Here is an 18,898-nt window from a genome sequence, read left to right as displayed (position 1 = left end):
TTAGGGGTTTTTTCGATAATTCTTCTGCTAACTTGCGGCAAATCACACACATCGGGGGAATGTCTTCAATGGCTGCCAAAAATAATCCGCGACGCGAAAAGCTGATCGAAAGCGCGAGGAAGATCGCTGCTGCGGCCAAGGAACAGCATCTCGATCCGGAGATCCTCTTCGGCCGGGCAAGCGGAGACGACCTCGATCGCTATACAGCGCAGATGCTGGCGCTTTGTGCCGTTCATTCTGCCAAAGAGCTTTCGGGCTGGGACGGCAAGGTCCCGCGCGTTACGATCGAAACGCTGGCTGATGTCGAACCCGATGGCGTTTCAGTCTCGATCCTGACGGTGACCGATCACAACAAGCCGTTCCTTTACGAGTCGGTTATGAGCGAGGTCACAAGCACGTATCGCGATCTCTATATGGCGGTGCATCCGATCCTGGTGATGGAGCCAGGAAAAACGCCGGTCCTTTATTCAGCCGAGGAGCCGAGCGATCCGGCAAGACGTGTCAGTCATATCCAGATTCACATTTCGCCTTTGACTGCGGCCCAATCCGACGATCTTCGCAAGCGCGTCATGATCGTCTTGGAGCAGGTCCGCCAGGCTGTTTCCGACTGGAAGCCGATGCTTTCCAAGCTCGACACCGTAATTGCCGAATTGCGCAGCTACAGCGCCAGCCGCAAGAAGGCCGATCGAGACGAAGCACTTGCTTTCCTGACCTGGCTACGCGATGAAAACTTCACCTTCCTTGGGATGCGTGAATATGTCTATTCCGGCAGGGGCAGCGAAGCCAAGGTCGAGCGTGACAAGGGCGCTGGCCTCGGCATTCTTTCTGATCCCGATGTGTTGGTGCTGCGCACCGGCAAGGATGCCGTAACGACAACACCGGAAATCCTCGCCTTTCTCGATGGTCCGGATTTCCTGATCGTCACCAAGGCGAATGTTAAATCCGTCGTCCACCGCCGCGCCTATATGGACTATGTCGGTGTCAAGCGGTTCGACAAGGATGGCAATGTCACCGGTGAGCTGCGCATCGTCGGCCTCTTTACATCGACGGCCTATACGTCCTCGGCGTCGGAAATTCCGCTCATCCGTTCCAAAGTCGCCAAAGTGACAGATCATTTCGGCTTCGATCCCATGAGCCATTCCGGCAGAATGTTGGCCAACACGCTGGAATCTTATCCACGCGACGATCTTTTCCAGATCGACACGACGCTGCTTGCGAATTTTGCGGAACAGATCAACGATCTGGTCGAACGGCCGCGCGTCCGCGTTCTGCCGCGCATCGATCATTTCGATCGTTTTGTGTCGGTCATCGTCTATGTGCCCCGCGAGGAATATGATTCCATCGTCCGAGAAAAGATCGGCACCTACCTGAAGACCGTCTATGACGGCCGGGTCTCTGCCTATTACCCGGCCTTCCCGGAAGGGCGGGTTGCGCGCGTACACTTCATCATCGGCCGCTCCGGAGGCAAAACGCCGCGCATACCGCAATCGAAACTCGAAGAAGCAATCCGCGCCATCACCGCCCGCTGGGACGATCGCTTCGAAGCGCTGGCTGGGCCCAAGGCGCCGAAGATCGGCGTCAGCAACGCCTTCCAGGATTCCTTCACCGCTGAAGAAACGGTTGCCGATCTGCCGGACATCATCGATTGCGCCTCTGGCGAGCCGATACGGATCGCATTCTATTACCGCAATGATGCAGAACGCGGCCGGATCTTCTCACTCAAGATTTTCCATGCAGGCGAGCAGCTCCCGCTTTCACGCCGCGTGCCGCTTCTCGAAAATCTCGGTTTCAACGTGCTGAGCGAGCGAACCTTTGACATCGAAGTTCCAACCGCAGACGGCTCGGTCAACATCGTCGTACTGCACGATATGGAGCTTGAAGACCGCAGGGGCGCCGAAATTGACCTAAGCCGTCATGGTGCGGCGCTGGAAGAGGCCTTTATTTCTGCTTTCGACGGCACGATCGACAATGACAGTTTCAACCGGCTGATCCTTTCGGCCGGGCTTTCTGCACGCGAGACGAATGTCCTGCGGGCCTATGCGCGTTATCTTCGTCAGGCCGGTATCGCCTATTCGCAGGATTACATCGCAACGACCCTCGACAAATACCCGGAGATTGCCGCTTCGATCTTCCGCCTGTTTTACGACGCGCTCGATCCGCAGCTTAGCGAGAAGGCGCGCATGAGAAAGCTCGCCGAGCTGCATCGGTCGATCGAGGCGGCGCTCGCCAATGTGCCGAGCCTCGACGATGACCGCATCCTGCGCCGATACATCAATATCGTCGACGCAACGCTGCGGACCAACTACTTCCAGCGCAATGCCGATGGTTCGCCGAAGGCGATGCTTGCCTTCAAGCTCGATCCGAACCTCGTCGATGGTCTGCCAGACCCGAAGCCTTTTCGAGAGATCTTTGTCTATGGAGTCGAGGTCGAAGGCGTGCACCTGCGTTTCGGCAAGGTTGCCCGCGGCGGCCTGCGCTGGTCGGATCGCGCCGAGGACTACCGCACGGAAGTGCTGGGCCTCGTAAAGGCCCAGCAGGTGAAGAACGCCGTCATCGTTCCAGTCGGCGCCAAGGGCGGCTTTTATCCGAAGAAACTGCCTGCTGGCAGCCGGGATGAAATCTTCAATGCCGGCCGCGAAGCCTACAAGACTTATATCCGCACACTGCTTTCGATCACCGACAACATTTCAGGCACCGATATCGTGCCTCCGGCAGATACGGTACGGCTCGATGGCGACGATCCCTATTTCGTCGTCGCCGCCGATAAGGGAACGGCAACCTTCTCCGACACGGCCAACGCACTGGCGCAGGAGGCTGGTTTCTGGCTCGACGACGCCTTTGCCTCAGGTGGATCGGCCGGCTATGACCACAAGAAAATGGGCATCACCGCGCGTGGCGCGTGGGAAACCGTAAAGCGTCATTTCCGCGAGATGGATATCGACATCCAGACGACACCGTTTACGGTGGCCGGTGTCGGCGACATGTCCGGCGACGTTTTCGGCAACGGCATGCTGCTTTCTCCGAAGATCAAGCTGCTTTCGGCCTTCGACCACCGTGACATCTTCATCGATCCCGATCCGGATATGGAAAAGACGCTCGCCGAGCGGCAGCGACTTTTCAACCTGCCGCGTTCAAGTTGGCAGGACTTCGACAAGTCGGTACTTTCCAAAGGCGCGATGATCATTTCACGCTCTTCGAAATCCGTGACGCTGACCCCGGAAGCGGTTGGCGCGATCGGCATCGACAAAGCGGTGGCAACGCCCTTCGAGATCATCACGGCAATCCTGAAGAGCCCGGTAGACCTTCTCTGGTTCGGCGGCATCGGCACCTATGTGAAAGCGCAGTCGGAAACCGATACGGAAGTGGGTGATCGTTCCAACGATCCGATCCGAATCACGGCTGACGAGGTGCGGGCGAAGGTGATCGGCGAGGGCGCCAACCTCGGCGTCACGCAAAAGGGCCGCATCACTTATGGCCTGAAAGGCGGACGGAGCAATTCCGATGCGATTGACAATTCGGCCGGCGTCAACACCTCGGACGTCGAGGTGAATATCAAGATCGCGCTCGCCAATGCGATGCACGACGGGCGGCTCACACGGGCAAAACGCAATCAGCTGCTGTCCTCGATGACGGACGAAGTCGCAGCACTCGTTCTGCGAAACAACTATCTGCAATCGCTGGCGATTTCGCTGACTGAGCGCAGGGGAACCGCTAACGGCCTTGAGCTCGCGCGCTTCATGAGCGTGCTGGAAGGAGCCAAGCAGCTCAACCGGAAGGTGGAAACGCTTCCCGATGAGGCGACGCTTGCCGAGCGTTATGCTGCCGGCAAGCCGCTGACGCGGCCGGAAATCGGCGTGTTGCTCTCTTACGCCAAGATCGTGCTTTTCGATTCCGTTATGGCAAGCGACCTCCCGGATGATCCTTATTTCGCGTCGACGCTTTCAAACTACTTCCCGGCGAAGATGCAAAAAAACAATGCCTCCGATATCGCAAGCCACCGGCTGCGACGCGAAATCATCGCGACGGTACTTGCCAACGAGGCCATCAATCGTGGCGGCCCTGGCTTTGTGGTGAGCATGATGGATGCGACAGCTGCGTCAGCCCCGGAAGTCGTCCGTGCCGCGATCATCGCCCGCGATGGCTTCGACCTGACCAGGCTTTGGACCGAGACGGACGCGCTCGACGGCAAAATTTCCGGCCAGATCCAGAATCGCGTATATGAAGAGATCGGCCACAGCTTCACCGTCTTGACTCGCTTGCTCCTGAAGACCGGCATGGCCAAAGGCGGCATACTAGAAACCATTAGTCGGCTTCAGACCGCGTTGAAGAAGCTGAAGCCCTCCTTCTCCGCGCAGGCTCCCGCAGAGTTTGAAGCGCGTGCCGCGGAGTATCGCGAAGCGGGGCTTCCAGAAAGTTTGGCCGTCGTCATCGCCGGGCTGCCGGGTTTTGTACTGGTGCCGGAGATCATGCAGATCGCCGAACGCACTGGCGAGGCGCTTGGACGTGCCGCGGAAAGCTATTTTGCGGTATCGCAGACCTTCCGGGTTGGACGGCTGCTTGCAGCCGGCGCCCGCATTCTCACTTCGGATCACTACGAGAGCCTGGCTTTGGCGCGCAGCATCGACCAAATTGCCAGCGCCCGCCGCGATATCGTGATCTCGGCGCTGACCGAGCATGGCAAGGAAAAGCTGCCGGTTCAGGCGTGGCACGGTGTCGATCGCATCAGGATCAACCGCATTGCCGAAGAGCTGTCGAACCTCAGCGAGAGCGGCGATCCGACCCTTGCGCGAATCACGGTGGCCGCAGGTCTTTTAACCGATCTTGCGCGCGACCGGGCGAGGTGACACAGTCCGCCGCGAAAGCGGGAGTGTAGGCGTGAGCAGAATAGACTGGACCGGAACGGGAACGCCGGCGCCGCAGAAGGCTTCGGAAAAGGGCATCTGGAGCTGGATGCTTTTCGATTGGGCGGCGCAGCCGTTTTTCACGGTCGTGACCACGTTCATCTTCGGACCCTACTTCGTCTCACGCCTGACCGACGATCCGGTTTCCGCACAAGCAATGTGGAGCAATATGGCGACGATCTCTTCGGTGATCATAGCCCTGCTCTCTCCGATCCTCGGCTCCATCGCCGATCAGTCCGGCGCCCGCAAACCCTGGATTGCCTTTTTCGCCATCATCAAGGTTGTCAGCCTCTTCGGTCTTTGGTTTGCCGCGCCCGGTTCGCCAGTTGTCTATCCGGTGGTCTTGATGATCCTGGCCTCGATCGCCGCGGAATTCTCGATCGTCTTCAACGATTCCATGATGCCGCGCCTTGTGGGCAAGGATGAGGTCGGCAAGCTGTCCAATACGGCCTGGGGGCTTGGCTATCTGGGCGGCATGATCGTGCTCATCGCTGTTGTGGCGCTGCTTGCGGCAAACCTGGAAACGGGAAAGACGCTTTTGGGGCTCGACCCGTTGTTCGGGCTTGATCCTCGAACCGGTGAGGACGCGCGCGTTACAGGGCCGATTTCCGCGGTCTGGTACCTCGTCTTCATCATTCCGATGTTTCTCTTCACACCCGATGCGGCGAAGGGCTTGCCGCTCGCTGCTGCGGTCCGTTCCGGCCTCAGGCAGGTCAGGAGTACGATTGGCGAGTTGAAGAACCGAAGGGGCATCCTGAAATTCCTGATTGCGCGTATGATCTATCAAGACGGCGTCAACGGATTGCTGATCCTTGGGGGCGCCTTCGCCGCCGGCATGTTTGGATGGGCGACGATCGAAATCGGACTCTATGGGATCATTCTCAACGTGGTGGCAATTTTCGGCTGCGTCATCGCCGGACGCGTTGATCACCGGATCGGATCAAAGGCAACGATCCTGATCAGCCTGACGCTGCTTTTGCTCGCAACCGGCGGAATCGTTTCGACGGGGCCGGGATATACGCTTTTTGGCCTGCTGCCGATGTCGATGGCCGACGCCGGAGGGCTTTTTGGCACGGCGGCGGAAAAAGCCTATATTCTTTACGGGCTGCTGATCGGCCTCGCCTTCGGTCCCGTCCAGGCTTCGTCGCGCTCTTATTTGGCGCGCAGCGTCAGCCTGCAGGAGGCAGGGCGCTATTTCGGCATCTATGCGCTGTCGGGCCGGGCCACGAGCTTCATGGCAACGCTCTTCTTCTCACTGATAACCTATGCCACCGGATCGGCGCGTATCGGCATGGCGACGCTGGTGCTTTTCCTCGCAGGCGGATTGATCCTGCTGATCGCGACGCCTTATCCAGCCGACAGGAAGCAAGCCTGACATGAACCCCGGTTGAGCGCCGGGATTCTGTCCGGTCAATGACGGAAATGGCGCATCCCGGTGAACACCATTGCGACGTCGTGCTCGTTGGCAGCGTCGATCACCTCTTGGTCGCGCATCGAACCGCCCGGCTGGATAACTGCCGTCGCACCTGCGGCAATCATCGACAAAAGACCATCGGCGAAAGGCAGGAAGGCTTCCGAAGCAACCGCAGAGCCGCGTGTCATCGGAGTTGGCAAACCCAGGGCCCTGGCGGCTTCCTCTGCTTTCAGTGCAGCGATACGGGCGGAATCGACACGGCTCATCTGGCCGGCGCCGATGCCGGCAGTCTGGCCATCTTTGGCGTAAACGACGGCATTCGACTTCACGTGCTTGCCGACCTTGAAGGCAAACTTCATGTCTTCCAGTTCCTGTGCCGTCGGCGCGCGCTTGGTCACGACCTTCAGCTCCAGGTCCTCGATCATGCCATTGTCACGGCTCTGGACCAGTAGGCCGCCGGAGACCGTTTTCGCAGTGAGGCCCGCGGCACGCGGATCGGGCAGACCGCCGACGGAAAGCAGGCGCAGATTAGGCTTCCTCGCAACGATCGCCTTGGCTTGTTCGGTTACATTCGGAGCGATGATAACTTCTGTGAAGAGCTTGATGATCTCTTCGGCGGTCTCCGCATCGAGCGTGCTGTTGAGCGCAATGATGCCGCCGAACGCAGAAACGGAATCGCAGGCGAGGGCCCGTCTGTAGGCTTCGACAAGGCTTGGCCCCGTGGCAACGCCGCAAGGATTGGCATGCTTGATGATGGCGCAGGCGGGTGCCTTTTCTGGCAGGAATTCAGCCACGAGCTCATAGGCGGCATCGGTGTCGTTGATGTTGTTGTAGGAGAGCTGCTTGCCCTGCAGCAGCGTCGCCGTCGAAACGCCGGGTCGTTTGTCACCGGTGATGTAAAAAGCCGCCTTCTGATGCGGATTTTCACCGTAGCGCATCTCTTCCTTCAGGACGCCGCCGATCACCCGATGGCGCGGCGTATCGACAAGAAGCGCTTCAGCGAACCAGTTGGAGATCATCGCGTCATAGGCCGCGGTGCGGGCATACGCCTTGGCCGCCATACGCTGGCGAAACGCATAGGTCGTCTGGCCGGCATCGGATGAAAGCTGTTCGAGCAGTTCCGGGTAATCTGCAGGATCGGTGAGGACCGTAACGTAAGCGTGATTCTTGGCAGAGGCACGAATCATTGCCGGACCGCCGATATCGATGTTCTCCACCGTCGTGGGATAATCACCACCGGCGGCACGCACATCTTCGAACGGATAAAGGTTTATGACGGCAAGATCGATACCGTCGATACCATGCATCTTCATGGCTTCCTGATGCTCGCTGTCATCACGGATCGCCAGGAGACCGCCGTGGACCTTCGGATGCAGCGTCTTAACACGACCATCCATGATTTCCGGAAAGCCGGTGACTTGCGAAACGTCGGTAACGGCCAAACCCGCGGCCGCGATGGCCATGTGCGTCCCGCCTGTCGAAAGCAGGCGGATACCCTTTTCGGAAAGGGCGCGGGCAAGCTCGACAATGCCCGTCTTGTCGGAGACGGAGAGCAGCGCGGTTTTGACTTTGACCCTGTCGGGGGCGGGGATTTTCTTGGAGGTGACGGCCATGAACCTTCTCCGTTCGGGGTTCGGGAGACATCCGGCAAGGGACGCACAGGATAATGGCGCCGCGTTAGCACGGGCTATGGCGATGCGCAAACAGCGACTAGCTCTTGCGGGACAAAAACCAGCGAATTTCCGGCTTCTCGGCAACGACGAAGTCGATCTCGATCTGGTCAGAACCGCAGATGCCGGAGGCGTCGGCAAAAAAGATATCTTCAGTGACCAGAACCTCGTTCCCCGGCGACGAGAAGAGCCAACTCTCTCCATCCGGCGCCGTCAGCAACACGGACTCGCGATCATTCTGCTTCACATTTATGGCCGGATGGATATGGAAACGCGCCGCAGCACGAAGAGGCTCGTCGCTGGCGCGCTCGTCCTGCCGCACCAGCCGATCACGGCCGGTGACGATGGAGCCTGCAGCATTCAGCGTCAGTTCGCGCTCATGAAGCATGCCGAAATTCCTAAGATAGCCGTCGTGACTGACCTTGATGCCATCGCGTCCGTCGTCAGTTTCGGCGCGCTCAACGCTAACGGTCTTGACCGAATCGGTCATGACATGACCGAGAAATTCCGAGGCCGAGAACCGGCTGGATGAGGTGTCGTTCAGTGTCACGGTCGAATGCGTTGCGGTCGTGCGCGCCATCTGTACATAGCGTCGGCCAGCGAATTTCGGTGAGCCGGAGTTGACGATAAAGCGGTGGCGACCCGACGACATTTCAAAGGAAAGGCAGCCCGCATGCGCCGTGCGTGACAGGGGGCCGGCTGCGGGAGGGCCGGTATCGGCGATCAAGATAGTATTTCCCGCCGCAAGACGTTGATAGCGCGAATGCGGCATTGCCTTGAAAGGCGGGCCGGCCGTTTCGTCATAACGCAGAACCGACATCAGCTCATTGGCAAGCGTCGATGTCGCGCCGTTAAACAGCGCAAGATCACCGTTGTGGTGGCGGAAAAAGCGTAGCGCCGGATACATGCGATCGATGCCCGAAATCAGCTTCTGCGGCAGATCGTGACCGAGATTCACATAGGTCTGCCGAAGCGGCAGGAGATCGAGAAGCAATTCCAGGCCTGTGCGCGGATTGCGGGAGATATGGCCGCCATCGGGCAGAATCTGGCTATCGAATTCATTATCCAGCGCCTGGGCGGCCTTGCGCAGCACGCTTTGCCGCGCCGGCATTGCAATCGAAGCCATGGCGAGGGCGATCCGCAAGCGGAAGAGAACCTCCCCCGGCGGCGCGAAAGCCGCCATGCGCCGCAGGTAGCGAACCTGAAAGGCAAGGGACTTCATAAATCGGCGGTAGAAGCTTCGATCGGCATTCTGCAGCACGACCGGCGAATGCGAGAGCCAGGCAATCACCCGCTGTGACGTGACGTCGATTTCCCAGGCAATGCCTTCCATGCGGCTACCATGCAGCGACAGCCAGCTATCGACGATCGCCCGGGCAACCGCACAAGCTTGATCGCTCTTGTAGGCACGCATATGACGAAGCCAGCCGAAGCCATGCAAACGGTTGGCGAAAGCGCGTGAGGGAAGGGTAAAGCCGAAGGGCGATTTGCCGTTCGTCTCCAGCAGGCGGCCCGCCAGAGCAAAGCGGCCGTTCATGATCTCCTCGGCGATATGAGGATCGATGGCGCGAAGATCCGTCGGCGCGACGATAAGCCTTTCGGGCACTTGGATTGTATGGCGGAAAAGGCACAGGCGCAGCGATGCGATGCGCCGCGACATGCGGCGCCAAGCCTCCCGAACATACAAACTCGAAAACCGCGGGCCGGACTGCATATCCTATTGTCTATTGATCCTCATGATTAAGAATAGGTGAATGAGGGCCGGTTTCAGCGGCAAGACCGCGTGAATTTGTGACAGAACCGAAATCTGGGGAAGGTCCATGCAATCAGGCAACACGCTGCAGCACTGCAGCATAAAAACCGTCGAGGCCTGAAGCGACCGTCGCGGGCATGCGCAGCATGGCGGGGGTCGTCCGGAATTCGCCCAGGGGACTGATTGCCATTTCCAAACCGGGCCATCGAGCAGCGTCGATCGGGACGCGCTCGACATTTGGTGTGTCGGCCAAGACTCGGCGGACGACATCCTCGCCTTCCACGGGATCAAGCGAACAATTTGAAAAGACGAGAGTACCGCCAGGCTTCAGGAGCGTCAGCGCATGGCGAAGCAATCGTTCTTGCACGCCAGCAAGCTTTGCGATGTCATCAGGCCCCTTCGTCCAGAGAACATCCGGATGACGGCGCGTCGTGCCCGTCGAGGAGCAAGGCGCGTCGAGCAGGATGGCGTCAAACGGCTCCTCCGGCTGGTACTTCACAAGATCCGTCGCGAGCGTTTCAGCCTTGAGAGCGAGGCGATCGAGATTGGAGCGTAGGCGCTTCAATCGATTTTCGGATTGATCAATCGCAATGACGCTGCCTCCGGCGAGAACGAGTTGTGCGGTCTTGCCGCCGGGTGCAGCGCAAAGATCGATGACGCGTTTGCCGGACAGGTCCCCAAGCAGCTTGGCCGGAATGCTTGCTGCGGCGTCCTGCACCCACCATTCGCCTTGATCGAATCCTTCGAGGGAAGGGATGGTGCCATCAAAGGCTGCGAGACGCACGCCGCCGGTCGGCAGAACTTCCCCATTCAGCCTGGCTGCCCAGCCCGCCGCATCCGACTTCACGCTGAGATCAATTGCCGCCGGCTCGAGCTGAGACTCGGCGATCGCCGCGGCGGCTTCTTTCCCGTAAGCCTTCTCGAGGCGGTCGACAAACCAAGCCGGCATCGGCGAAATCTTCGCAGTCTCTTCGAGGACCTGCTCCTTCTCGCGGCTAAGACGTCGCAGGATTGCATTCACCAGTTTTGCAAAGCGGCGATTGCGGGGATCCTGATTTGCCTGCTCGACGGCAAGATCGACCGCGGAATGGTCGGGGACGTCGAGATAAAGGATCTGGGCCGCTCCAACCGCAAGCACATGATGAAGTGCGCGTGCGCCTTCCGGCAACGGCGAGTCCAATAGGGAAGCAATCGCCACATCGATACGGGGCAGGTAACGCAGCGCCGTGTTGAGGATTGCGCGGACCAATGCGCGATCACTCTCCCCGAGTGCCTTATATGCAGGATTTCCGTGTTCGTGATCCAAAGCACCATCTAGCGGCAGTTTACGGTCGACCACGGCAGCGAGAATCTTCGCCGCGGCCGCACGCGCCTCTAGGCCCGGCTTTGGGGCGAAGCCTTCTGCAGGCTTTATCTTTTTGTCGAAAGGCTTGTTTCTGCCGTCTGAGTTCAAGACCAGGGCCCTTTTGGCGGTTGGGAACCACCGCGGCCAATACCCGTGTTCGGAACCGAGCGCGATTTGCGCCACGGATTACCAGCGCGAACGGTCGCCGTCGAGCCGTTCATGCCGTTGCCTGCCATTTCGTGAAGTGCTGCAATACGGTTTTCCGTGTTCGGGTGCGTCGAAAACAGATTGTCCATCCGTTCCCCCGAGAGAGGATTGATGATGAACATATGGGCTGTCGCAGGATTGCGCTCGGCATCGTAATTCGGGATATGCGCCGCGCCACGGGCAATCTTGCCAAGCGCTGAAGCCAGCCAGAGCGGTTCGCCGCAGATTTCGGCACCGCGCCGGTCGGCAGAATATTCGCGCGTCCGGCTGATCGCCATCTGCACAAGCATGGCGGCGAGCGGTGCTACGATCATCGCCAGTAGCATGCCGACGAAACCGAAGGGGTTGTTGTTGTTCTCGCGATTGCCGCCGAAAAAGAAAGCGAAGTTACCGAGCATCGAGATTGCACCGGCAAGCGTCGCCGTGATCGTCATCGTCAACGTGTCGCGGTTCTGGATATGGGCCAGTTCATGGGCCATCACACCCGCCACCTCCTCCGGCGAGAGCGCGCTGAGCAGCCCTGTCGAGGCCGCAACGGCGGCGTTCTGCGGATTGCGACCCGTAGCGAAGGCATTCGGCTGCGGATTGTCGTAGAGATAGACTTTCGGCATGGGCAGACCGGCATTTCGCGCAAGATCGCGGACGATGCGGAAGAATTCCGGCGCGTTGCGCTCATCGACCTCCTGCGCCCGGTAGGCTGAAAGAACCATCCGGTCCGAATTCCAGTAGGAAAAGAAATTCATGCCCGCAGCAATCAGGAAGGCGATCATCATGCCGCCGCGGCCACCGATCAGAAATCCGACGAACATGAACAGGGCCGTCATGAAGGCAAGCAACATGGCAGTGCGAACAAGGTTCATCGAGGTCTCCATTTCCCATCTGCGGCAAAAGGGTTTCAATCGAGCTGCCGGCGCATTATGATTTGGTTATTCGCCAGCCATTTTCAATATTTCCGGCGGGAGACGCAATTGCAGCCAGCTGACAACGACAATGTAGACAGCACTGCGGCAGAAGAAGCAGAGCCGCCGCGCAAGGTTCTGTCACCGGCCGCCAAACGCGCGCTTGCCGAAGCCGAAGAGCGCCGCAGGGACCAGAAGCCCCTGGAACTGCCACCGGAGATCGGTGGACGGGGAGGAGCCGAGCCCGCGCGCTTCGGCGATTACGAAATCAACGGCCGAGCGATCGATTTTTGAGGAATATTCCTCGCTTCACGCCTTGAGGCCCTTGCAATTCTCCCGATGATGCAGTCGGCCGCTCCTGCTACGGGTTGGCACGCTTGAATCGAAAGCCCAGTCGCCGCTGACATCGGTGACAGATATGTTGCTGTTGAGGCGACACCATTGGCCCCGGCAGGCAACGAAAAGTCCATGTGTGCCGGCTCCATTGATGCGCCAGAGATGCTTTAGAGCTTGCAGAAGAGCGCGCCGGGAGAAGGCGCACGGCATGCGCTGCCAGAATTAAGGCCCGCTCACGCGCACCGTTGCTCAACATGGGACGACACATGTCTTGGGGTTGTCGCCGGCGCGCGCAAGCTGCGCGCGATCTGTACCAGCACGAACTGAAAAGCGGCTCCCTGGTATTTGGGGAGCCGCTTTGTTTTCAGGCGGTTACCTTGTTCTGCCTGTTGGCGATGAGGTCATCGACTACCGCCGGATCGGCAAGCGTGGACGTATCCCCGAGCGCGCCGAAGTCGTCTTCGGCAATCTTGCGCAGGATACGGCGCATGATCTTGCCGGAACGGGTCTTTGGCAGGCCGGGCGCAAACTGGATCTTGTCCGGAGATGCGATCGGGCCGATTTCCGTACGAACATGCTTCACCAGCTGTTGGCGCAGCTCATCGGATCCCTCGTTGCCGGCCATCAGCGTCACGTAGCAATAGATACCCTGTCCCTTGATCGAATGCGGGTAGCCGACGACCGCGGCTTCCGAAACCAGGTTATGCGAGACGAGCGCGGACTCCACCTCGGCCGTGCCGAGGCGGTGACCGGAGACGTTCAGCACATCGTCGACACGACCGGTGATCCAGTAGTAGCCGTCCTCGTCGCGGCGGCAGCCGTCGCCGGTAAAGTACTTGCCCTTGTACGTGGAAAAGTATGTCTGGATGAAGCGATCATGGTCGCCATAGACCGTGCGCATCTGCCCGGGCCAGCTGTCGGTAATGCAGAGGTTGCCGTCGGCAGGGCCTTCCAGCACCTTGCCCTCATTGTCGACCAGCTGCGGCTTCACCCCGAAGAACGGTACCGTCGCTGAACCCGGCTTCAGGTCGATCGCACCGGGCAGCGGTGTGATCAGGATGCCGCCGGTCTCTGTCTGCCACCAGGTATCGACGATCGGGCAACGGCCATCGCCGACGACATTGTAGTACCACTCCCAGGCTTCCGGGTTGATCGGCTCGCCGACCGTCCCGAGCAGGCGCAAGGACGAGCGGGACGAACGGGTAACAAAATGATCGCCGGCGCCCATCAGCGAGCGGATCGCTGTCGGAGCGGTATAGAAGATATTGACCTTGTGCTTGTCGATGACTTCCCAGAAACGGCCCTGGTCCGGAAAGTTCGGCACGCCTTCGAACATCAGCGTCGTCGCGCAATTGGCAAGCGGACCGTAGACAATGTAGGAATGGCCGGTCACCCAGCCGACATCGGCCGTGCACCAGTAGATATCGCCATGGTGATAGTCGAAGACATATTCATGCGTCATCGACGCATAGACGAGGTAACCGCCCGTCGTGTGCAGGACGCCCTTCGGCTTGCCGGTCGAGCCTGAGGTATAGAGAATGAACAGCGGGTCTTCCGCCTTCATCTTCACGGGCGGGCACTCGGCTTTGACCGTCGCCGCTTCCTGGTGGTACCAAAGGTCGCGGCCGGGAGCCCAACCGGTCTTGCCGCCGGTCCGGCGCACGACGAGAACCTTGCTGACCGTCACATGCTGGCGGGCCGCAATGTGGATCGCGGTATCGGTATTGTCCTTCAACGGCACGGGCTTGCCGCCGCGCACGCCCTCGTCGCAGGTGATGACGAACGTCGATTCACAGTCGACGATACGTCCGGCAAGCGCCTCCGGCGAGAACCCGCCGAAGACGACGGAATGCACGGCGCCGATGCGGGCACAGGCGAGCATGGCATAGGCCGCCTCGGGTATCATCGGCATATAGATGGTGACGCGGTCGCCCTTCTTGACGCCATGCTTCTTCAACACGTTCGCCATGCGGCAGACATGCTCGTAGAGCTCGTTGTAGGTGATCTTCTTGTCGATATAGGGATTGTCGCCTTCGAAGATGATGGCGACCTGGTTGCCGTGCGTTTTCAGGTGGCGGTCGATACAGTTGTAGGAAACGTTCGTCTGGCCGTCTTCGAACCACTTGATCGAGACCTTGCCGGTAAAGGACGTGTTCTTGACCTTCGTATAGGGCTTGAACCAGTCGATGCGCTTGCCGTGCTTGCCCCAGAATTTGTCCGGGTTCTCGATGCTCTCCTCGTACCATTTCTCATACTTGGCCTTATCGATCAGGGCATGACTCTTCACCAGTTTGGTAACCGGATGGATCTTTTCCGACATGTTGTTCCTCCTCAACACAGGCACCGGCTAACTGCGAAAAGCGATCACCGGAACTCGATTCATGGCATTCATAGCAGGTCAAAAGCACCCGGCAATTAGACAAAGGTCATTTCATTCCTGATCAATTGCAATTCTGCGTCACTCCAGTTATATAGCGCCATATTTCCGGATATTATCGTGATATCCACGGACCGCGACACCGGCGCGGACGACAGAAGGACTATATCCATGGCTCAACAATTGCTCATGCCGAAGGCGACCGCCATCTGGCTCGTCGACAATACGGCGCTGTCTTTCGATCAGATCGCCCAGTTCTGCAAGCTGCATCCGCTCGAGGTGAAAGCAATTGCCGACGGCGAGGCAGCGCAGGGCATCAAGGGCCTGGACCCGATCTCGACCGGTCAGCTTTCACGCGACGAAATCGCCCGAGCCGAAGCAAACCCGAACCACAAGCTGAAACTCTCGGAGCCGAAGGTTCGTGTTCCTGAATCCAAGCGCCGTGGTCCGCGTTACACGCCTGTATCCAAGCGCCAGGACCGTCCGAATGCCATTCTCTGGCTCGTTCGCAACCACCCGGAGCTGAAGGATGCTCAGATTTCGCGCCTCGTCGGCACGACGAAATCGACGATCGAGCAGATTCGTGAACGCACGCATTGGAACTCGGCCAATCTGACGCCGATGGATCCGGTCACGCTCGGCCTCTGCAGCCAGATCGATCTCGATATGGAAGTGGAAAAGGCATCGAGGGGTCGGCCACTGCCGACCGCCGCCGAGCTTGGCGCCACGCTGCAGTCCGCCCAGGAAACTGAGCGCATGAGCCCGAATTTCGAACGCGAAGAAGAGCGCGAAATCGACGCCGATGCCGTCTTCGCCAAGCTCAAGTCCTTGAAGTCTTCCTCCAAGGATAAGGATGAAGACGAAGACGATCGCTTCTGACCTGTCGGCAAGGATAGACCCGCCGGATCGCTCCGGCGGGTCTTTTGCTTTCTGCTGTTGCCGCGTTTAGCTGCGGAAGAGCGACAGGATGTTCTGAGATGCCGAGTTCGCAATCGACAGAGATTGGATTGCAAGCTGCTGCTGCGTCTGAAGAGCGGTGAGCTTGGAAGATTCTTCTTCCATGTCGGCGTCGACAAGACGGCCGATGCCCGAGTCGATCGAGTCGCTCAGGGTCGAGACGAAATCTTCCTGGAGTTGGATGCGTGTGGAGATCGAGCCGAGCTGTGCACCGGCGCTGGTCATTGCCTTGAGAGCGGATTCGACAGCCGTCAGCGCCAGACCGACATCTTCCGTGGTGAAATTGGTGATGTCCATCTTGTAGACGGAGCCGATCGTACCGTTCGACGTGCCGATGATACCCGTGGACGTTTCGATAAGGCCCCCGCTCATGCCGAACAGGACGTTGCCGACCGAGGTATCGTCCAGGATGTATTCCGTCTGTTTGACAGATACAGCGTTCGAGCCATCGCGCACGAAAGTCGAAACGACGCTCTTCGTACCCTCGCCGGCGACCCAGTTCTCGCCGGAGAAGGAAGCAGACTGAGCGATGCTCAGTAGCTGGGCCTGAAGCTGGGAAATCTCTTCCTGGACCTTCGCCTTGTCGACGCCCTTTTCGGTTGCGGCAACCAGCTTGGCCTTGATTTCGGACACAATATCGATAGCGCTGTCCATCGCGGCATAGGCAGTGTCGACCTTGGCGGCACCGAGGCCGAGAGCGTCGGAAACGGCCGAAAGGGCCTTGTTGTCGGAACGCATGGTCGTTGCGATCGACCAGTAAGCAGCATTGTCAGCGGCCTTGCCGACCCGCAGGCCGGAGGAAACGTGGTCCTGGGTTTCCTTGAGGCTCTGGTTTACACCGCGGAGGGTCTGCAGTGCCGCCATTGCGGCAGTGTTCGTTAGAATGCTTGACATCGCTTTTTGTCCAATTCGCTTGGGTGAAAGGGCATTCCGGCCGAGACCGGGAGCGGCGGTGCATCATGCTCACCTGCAACAGGTGTCCGTGCGCCGAACCTAGCGAAAACATGGTTAACAACTCGTCAACACTGGTTACATCTCGTCAACGAATCTTACCGAATAGGTAATTCCCTACATTGGAAGCGAACCAAAACCCTTGCTGCGCAGGGCATCCGCGATTTCATGCAGAATAGCGGGATCGTCGATGGTCGCCGGCATTTTCCATGGTTCGCCGTCCGCGATCTTCTGGATTGTGCCACGTAGGATCTTGCCGGAACGGGTCTTCGGCAGACGTTCGACGACAATCGCCGTCTTGAATGCAGCCACCGGACCGATCTGGTCGCGAATCAGCTCGACGACCTCAGCTTCGATCGCTGCCTTCGCCCTTGTGACGTTTTTCTTGAGCACGATGAAGCCGCACGGCACCTGGCCCTTGAGCGGATCGGCAATACCGACGACTGCGCACTCGGCAACATCCTCATGCTGTGCGCAGACCTCTTCCATTGCTCCTGTCGAAAGCCTGTGGCCTGCACAATTGATGATGTCGTCCGTGCGCGACATGATGAAGAGATAGCCGTCGTCATCTACATAACCAGCGTCCGCTGTCTTGTAAAATCCCGGAAATTCCTCGAGATAAGCCGAGCGAAAACGCTCGTCTGCACCCCAAAGCGTTGGCAGACAGCCCGGCGGCAAGGGCAGCTTGGCGACGATGTTGCCGAGCGTGCCGGGCCGAACCTGATGTCCTGCATCGTCGAGAACCTGGATCTCGTAGCCAGGCACGGGTACGGACGGCGAACCGTGCTTTACCGGCAGCACACCGAGGCCGAGTGGATTTGCAGCGATCGGCCAGCCGGTTTCCGTCTGCCACCAATGATCGATGACGGGAACCTCAAGCATCTTTTCCGCCCATTTAAGGGTTTCGGGATCGGCTCTTTCACCCGCAAGAAAAAGAGCCCGGAAATGCGGTTTCGAATAGCGGCGCACGAGCTCGCCATCGGCATCCTCGCGGCGGATCGCCCGGAAGGCTGTCGGAGCGGTAAAGAGAACACGCACGTCGTATTCGCAAATCACGCGCCAGAAGGCGCCGGCGTCGGGGGTGCCGACGGGTTTGCCCTCAAAGATTACAGTCGCTACACCCGCAAGCAACGGCGCATAGACGATATAGGAATGGCCAACCACCCAGCCGATATCGGAGGCTGCCCAGAAAACTTCGCCGGTTTTCATTGCGTAAATGTTCGCCATCGACCAGTGCAGCGCGACCATATGCCCACCATTGTCACGCACGACGCCTTTCGGCTGACCGGTGGTGCCGGACGTGTAAAGGATATAGAGCGGATCGATTGCCTTGACGGCTACGCAAGGAATGTTCTTGCCATGGTGGAGCGCCACGGCTTCTTGGAAGGCATGGTCGCGCCCAGGCATGAGTTCGGCCCTCAGTTGCGGCCTTTGCAGAACGAGGCAATGCGCAGGCTTTGATTTCGCCGCAGCGATCGCCTGATCGACGAGCGGCTTGTAAGCCACGACACGGCCGGGCTCCAATCCGCAACTGGCAGTGACCACGAGCTTTGCACCGCAATCATCGATGCGAGCCGCCAGTTCATTGGCAGCAAACCCTCCAAAGACCACGGAGTGGATGGCGCCGATGCGAGCGCAGGCAAGCATGGAGAAAATGGCTTCGGGCACCATCGGCATGTAAATGATGACACGATCACCTTTGCCGATGCCCAACGCTTGAAAGGTCGCCGCGATTGCCTGCACTTCGGCAAGTGCTTGCTCGTAACTAAAGCGTGCCTTGGCTCCACTCATGGCACTGTCGAAGATGACGGCTGTTTCGGTGCCGCGCCCGGCCAACACATGACGATCCAGGCAATTGTAACAGGTGTTGGTCTCACCGTCTGCGAACCAGCGGCCGTAAACCCCTTCTGATGGCGAGAAGATCTGCTGCGGTTGCTTGAACCAGGTGATCGCTCTTGAAGCCTCGCGCCAGAATGCTTCCGGATCGCTCTTCCAGCCCGCATAGACCTGATGATAGCTGCTCTGCATTTGCTCCTCCCCAGGACTTGCAAGCCGTGCGGCAAGTTTAGGCGACGGGAGGCTGGACCG

11 protein-coding genes are annotated in these 18,898 nt (G+C 59.1%); 4 read left to right on the top strand and 7 right to left on the bottom strand.

The genetic code is table 11. The annotated features are described in order from the left end of the window. The first annotated feature begins 68 nt into the window (after positions 1 to 68). Positions 69 to 4,844, top strand: coding sequence for an NAD-glutamate dehydrogenase (locus tag EV130_RS18520; protein ID WP_132661053.1), 4,776 nt, complete (start codon positions 69 to 71; stop codon positions 4,842 to 4,844). Positions 4,845 to 4,875: 31 nt separating this feature from the next. Beyond that, positions 4,876 to 6,276 (top strand): MFS transporter, encoded by a 1,401-nt coding sequence (locus tag EV130_RS18515; RefSeq protein WP_132661050.1) that lies wholly within the window; start codon positions 4,876 to 4,878, stop codon positions 6,274 to 6,276. A 35-nt stretch (positions 6,277 to 6,311) separates the two neighbouring features. On the opposite strand, the gene purH is transcribed toward EV130_RS18515, so the two are convergent. From purH to htpX, 4 genes are all read right to left on the bottom strand, one after another. Then, a complete protein-coding gene (gene purH, locus EV130_RS18510) occupies positions 6,312 to 7,928 on the bottom strand; it encodes a bifunctional phosphoribosylaminoimidazolecarboxamide formyltransferase/IMP cyclohydrolase (protein ID WP_132661048.1) in 1,617 nt (538 codons plus the stop codon). Between the two features lie 97 nt (positions 7,929 to 8,025). After that, positions 8,026 to 9,699: a heparinase II/III family protein gene (locus EV130_RS18505; RefSeq protein WP_132661045.1), complete on the bottom strand. Its 1,674-nt coding sequence runs from the start codon at positions 9,697 to 9,699 to the stop codon at positions 8,026 to 8,028. 112 nt (positions 9,700 to 9,811) lie between these two features. Continuing rightward, complete coding sequence (locus EV130_RS18500) at positions 9,812 to 11,197, bottom strand: RsmB/NOP family class I SAM-dependent RNA methyltransferase (protein WP_132661119.1); 1,386 nt, start codon at positions 11,195 to 11,197, stop codon at positions 9,812 to 9,814. Further along, a complete protein-coding gene (htpX, locus tag EV130_RS18495; RefSeq protein ID WP_132661042.1) occupies positions 11,188 to 12,150 on the bottom strand; it encodes a zinc metalloprotease HtpX in 963 nt (320 codons plus the stop codon). Before htpX ends, EV130_RS18500 begins: the two co-directional genes overlap by 10 nt. 108 nt (positions 12,151 to 12,258) lie before the next feature. Between htpX and EV130_RS18490 the strand changes: the two genes are divergently transcribed. Next, complete coding sequence (locus EV130_RS18490) at positions 12,259 to 12,483, top strand: DUF1674 domain-containing protein (RefSeq protein WP_165918546.1); 225 nt, start codon at positions 12,259 to 12,261, stop codon at positions 12,481 to 12,483. A 406-nt stretch (positions 12,484 to 12,889) separates the two neighbouring features. On the opposite strand, the gene acs is transcribed toward EV130_RS18490, so the two are convergent. Next, a complete protein-coding gene (gene acs, locus EV130_RS18485) occupies positions 12,890 to 14,845 on the bottom strand; it encodes an acetate--CoA ligase (protein WP_132661037.1) in 1,956 nt (651 codons plus the stop codon). A 228-nt stretch (positions 14,846 to 15,073) separates the two neighbouring features. Here acs and EV130_RS18480 point away from each other — a divergent pair, with 228 nt between their 5' ends. Beyond that, the gene (locus EV130_RS18480) at positions 15,074 to 15,781 is read left to right on the top strand and encodes a DUF1013 domain-containing protein (RefSeq protein WP_022719513.1); all 708 of its coding nucleotides are present in this window, start codon (positions 15,074 to 15,076) and stop codon (positions 15,779 to 15,781) included. A gap of 66 nt (positions 15,782 to 15,847) precedes the next feature. On the opposite strand, the gene EV130_RS18475 is transcribed toward EV130_RS18480, so the two are convergent. After that, positions 15,848 to 16,753: a flagellin N-terminal helical domain-containing protein gene (locus EV130_RS18475; protein ID WP_039846538.1), complete on the bottom strand. Its 906-nt coding sequence runs from the start codon at positions 16,751 to 16,753 to the stop codon at positions 15,848 to 15,850. Positions 16,754 to 16,927: 174 nt separating this feature from the next. Continuing rightward, on the bottom strand, positions 16,928 to 18,838 hold the full coding sequence (locus tag EV130_RS18470) for a propionyl-CoA synthetase (protein WP_132552254.1): 1,911 nt from the start codon (positions 18,836 to 18,838) through the stop codon (positions 16,928 to 16,930). Positions 18,839 to 18,898: the final 60 nt, after the last annotated feature.

The organism is Rhizobium azibense (assembly GCF_004342325.1).
Taxonomy (GTDB): domain Bacteria; phylum Pseudomonadota; class Alphaproteobacteria; order Rhizobiales; family Rhizobiaceae; genus Rhizobium; species Rhizobium etli_B.
Note: the sequence above shows the minus strand (reverse complement) of the source record. Positions and strands in the feature narration are given on the sequence as shown.

Bases quoted from the DNA above. Each gene is read 5' to 3' on its own strand.
- EV130_RS18470 (WP_132552254.1), bottom strand. From the start codon at position 18,838: ATGCAGAGCAGCTATCATCAGGTCTATGCGGGCTGGAAGAGCGATCCG.
- EV130_RS18505 (WP_132661045.1), bottom strand. From the start codon at position 9,699: ATGCAGTCCGGCCCGCGGTTTTCGAGTTTGTATGTTCGGGAGGCTTGG.
- EV130_RS18475 (WP_039846538.1), bottom strand. From the start codon at position 16,753: ATGTCAAGCATTCTAACGAACACTGCCGCAATGGCGGCACTGCAGACC.
- EV130_RS18520 (WP_132661053.1), top strand. From the start codon at position 69: ATGGCTGCCAAAAATAATCCGCGACGCGAAAAGCTGATCGAAAGCGCG.
- EV130_RS18480 (WP_022719513.1), top strand. From the start codon at position 15,074: ATGGCTCAACAATTGCTCATGCCGAAGGCGACCGCCATCTGGCTCGTC.
- htpX (WP_132661042.1), bottom strand. From the start codon at position 12,150: ATGAACCTTGTTCGCACTGCCATGTTGCTTGCCTTCATGACGGCCCTG.
- acs (WP_132661037.1), bottom strand. From the start codon at position 14,845: ATGTCGGAAAAGATCCATCCGGTTACCAAACTGGTGAAGAGTCATGCC.
- purH (WP_132661048.1), bottom strand. From the start codon at position 7,928: ATGGCCGTCACCTCCAAGAAAATCCCCGCCCCCGACAGGGTCAAAGTC.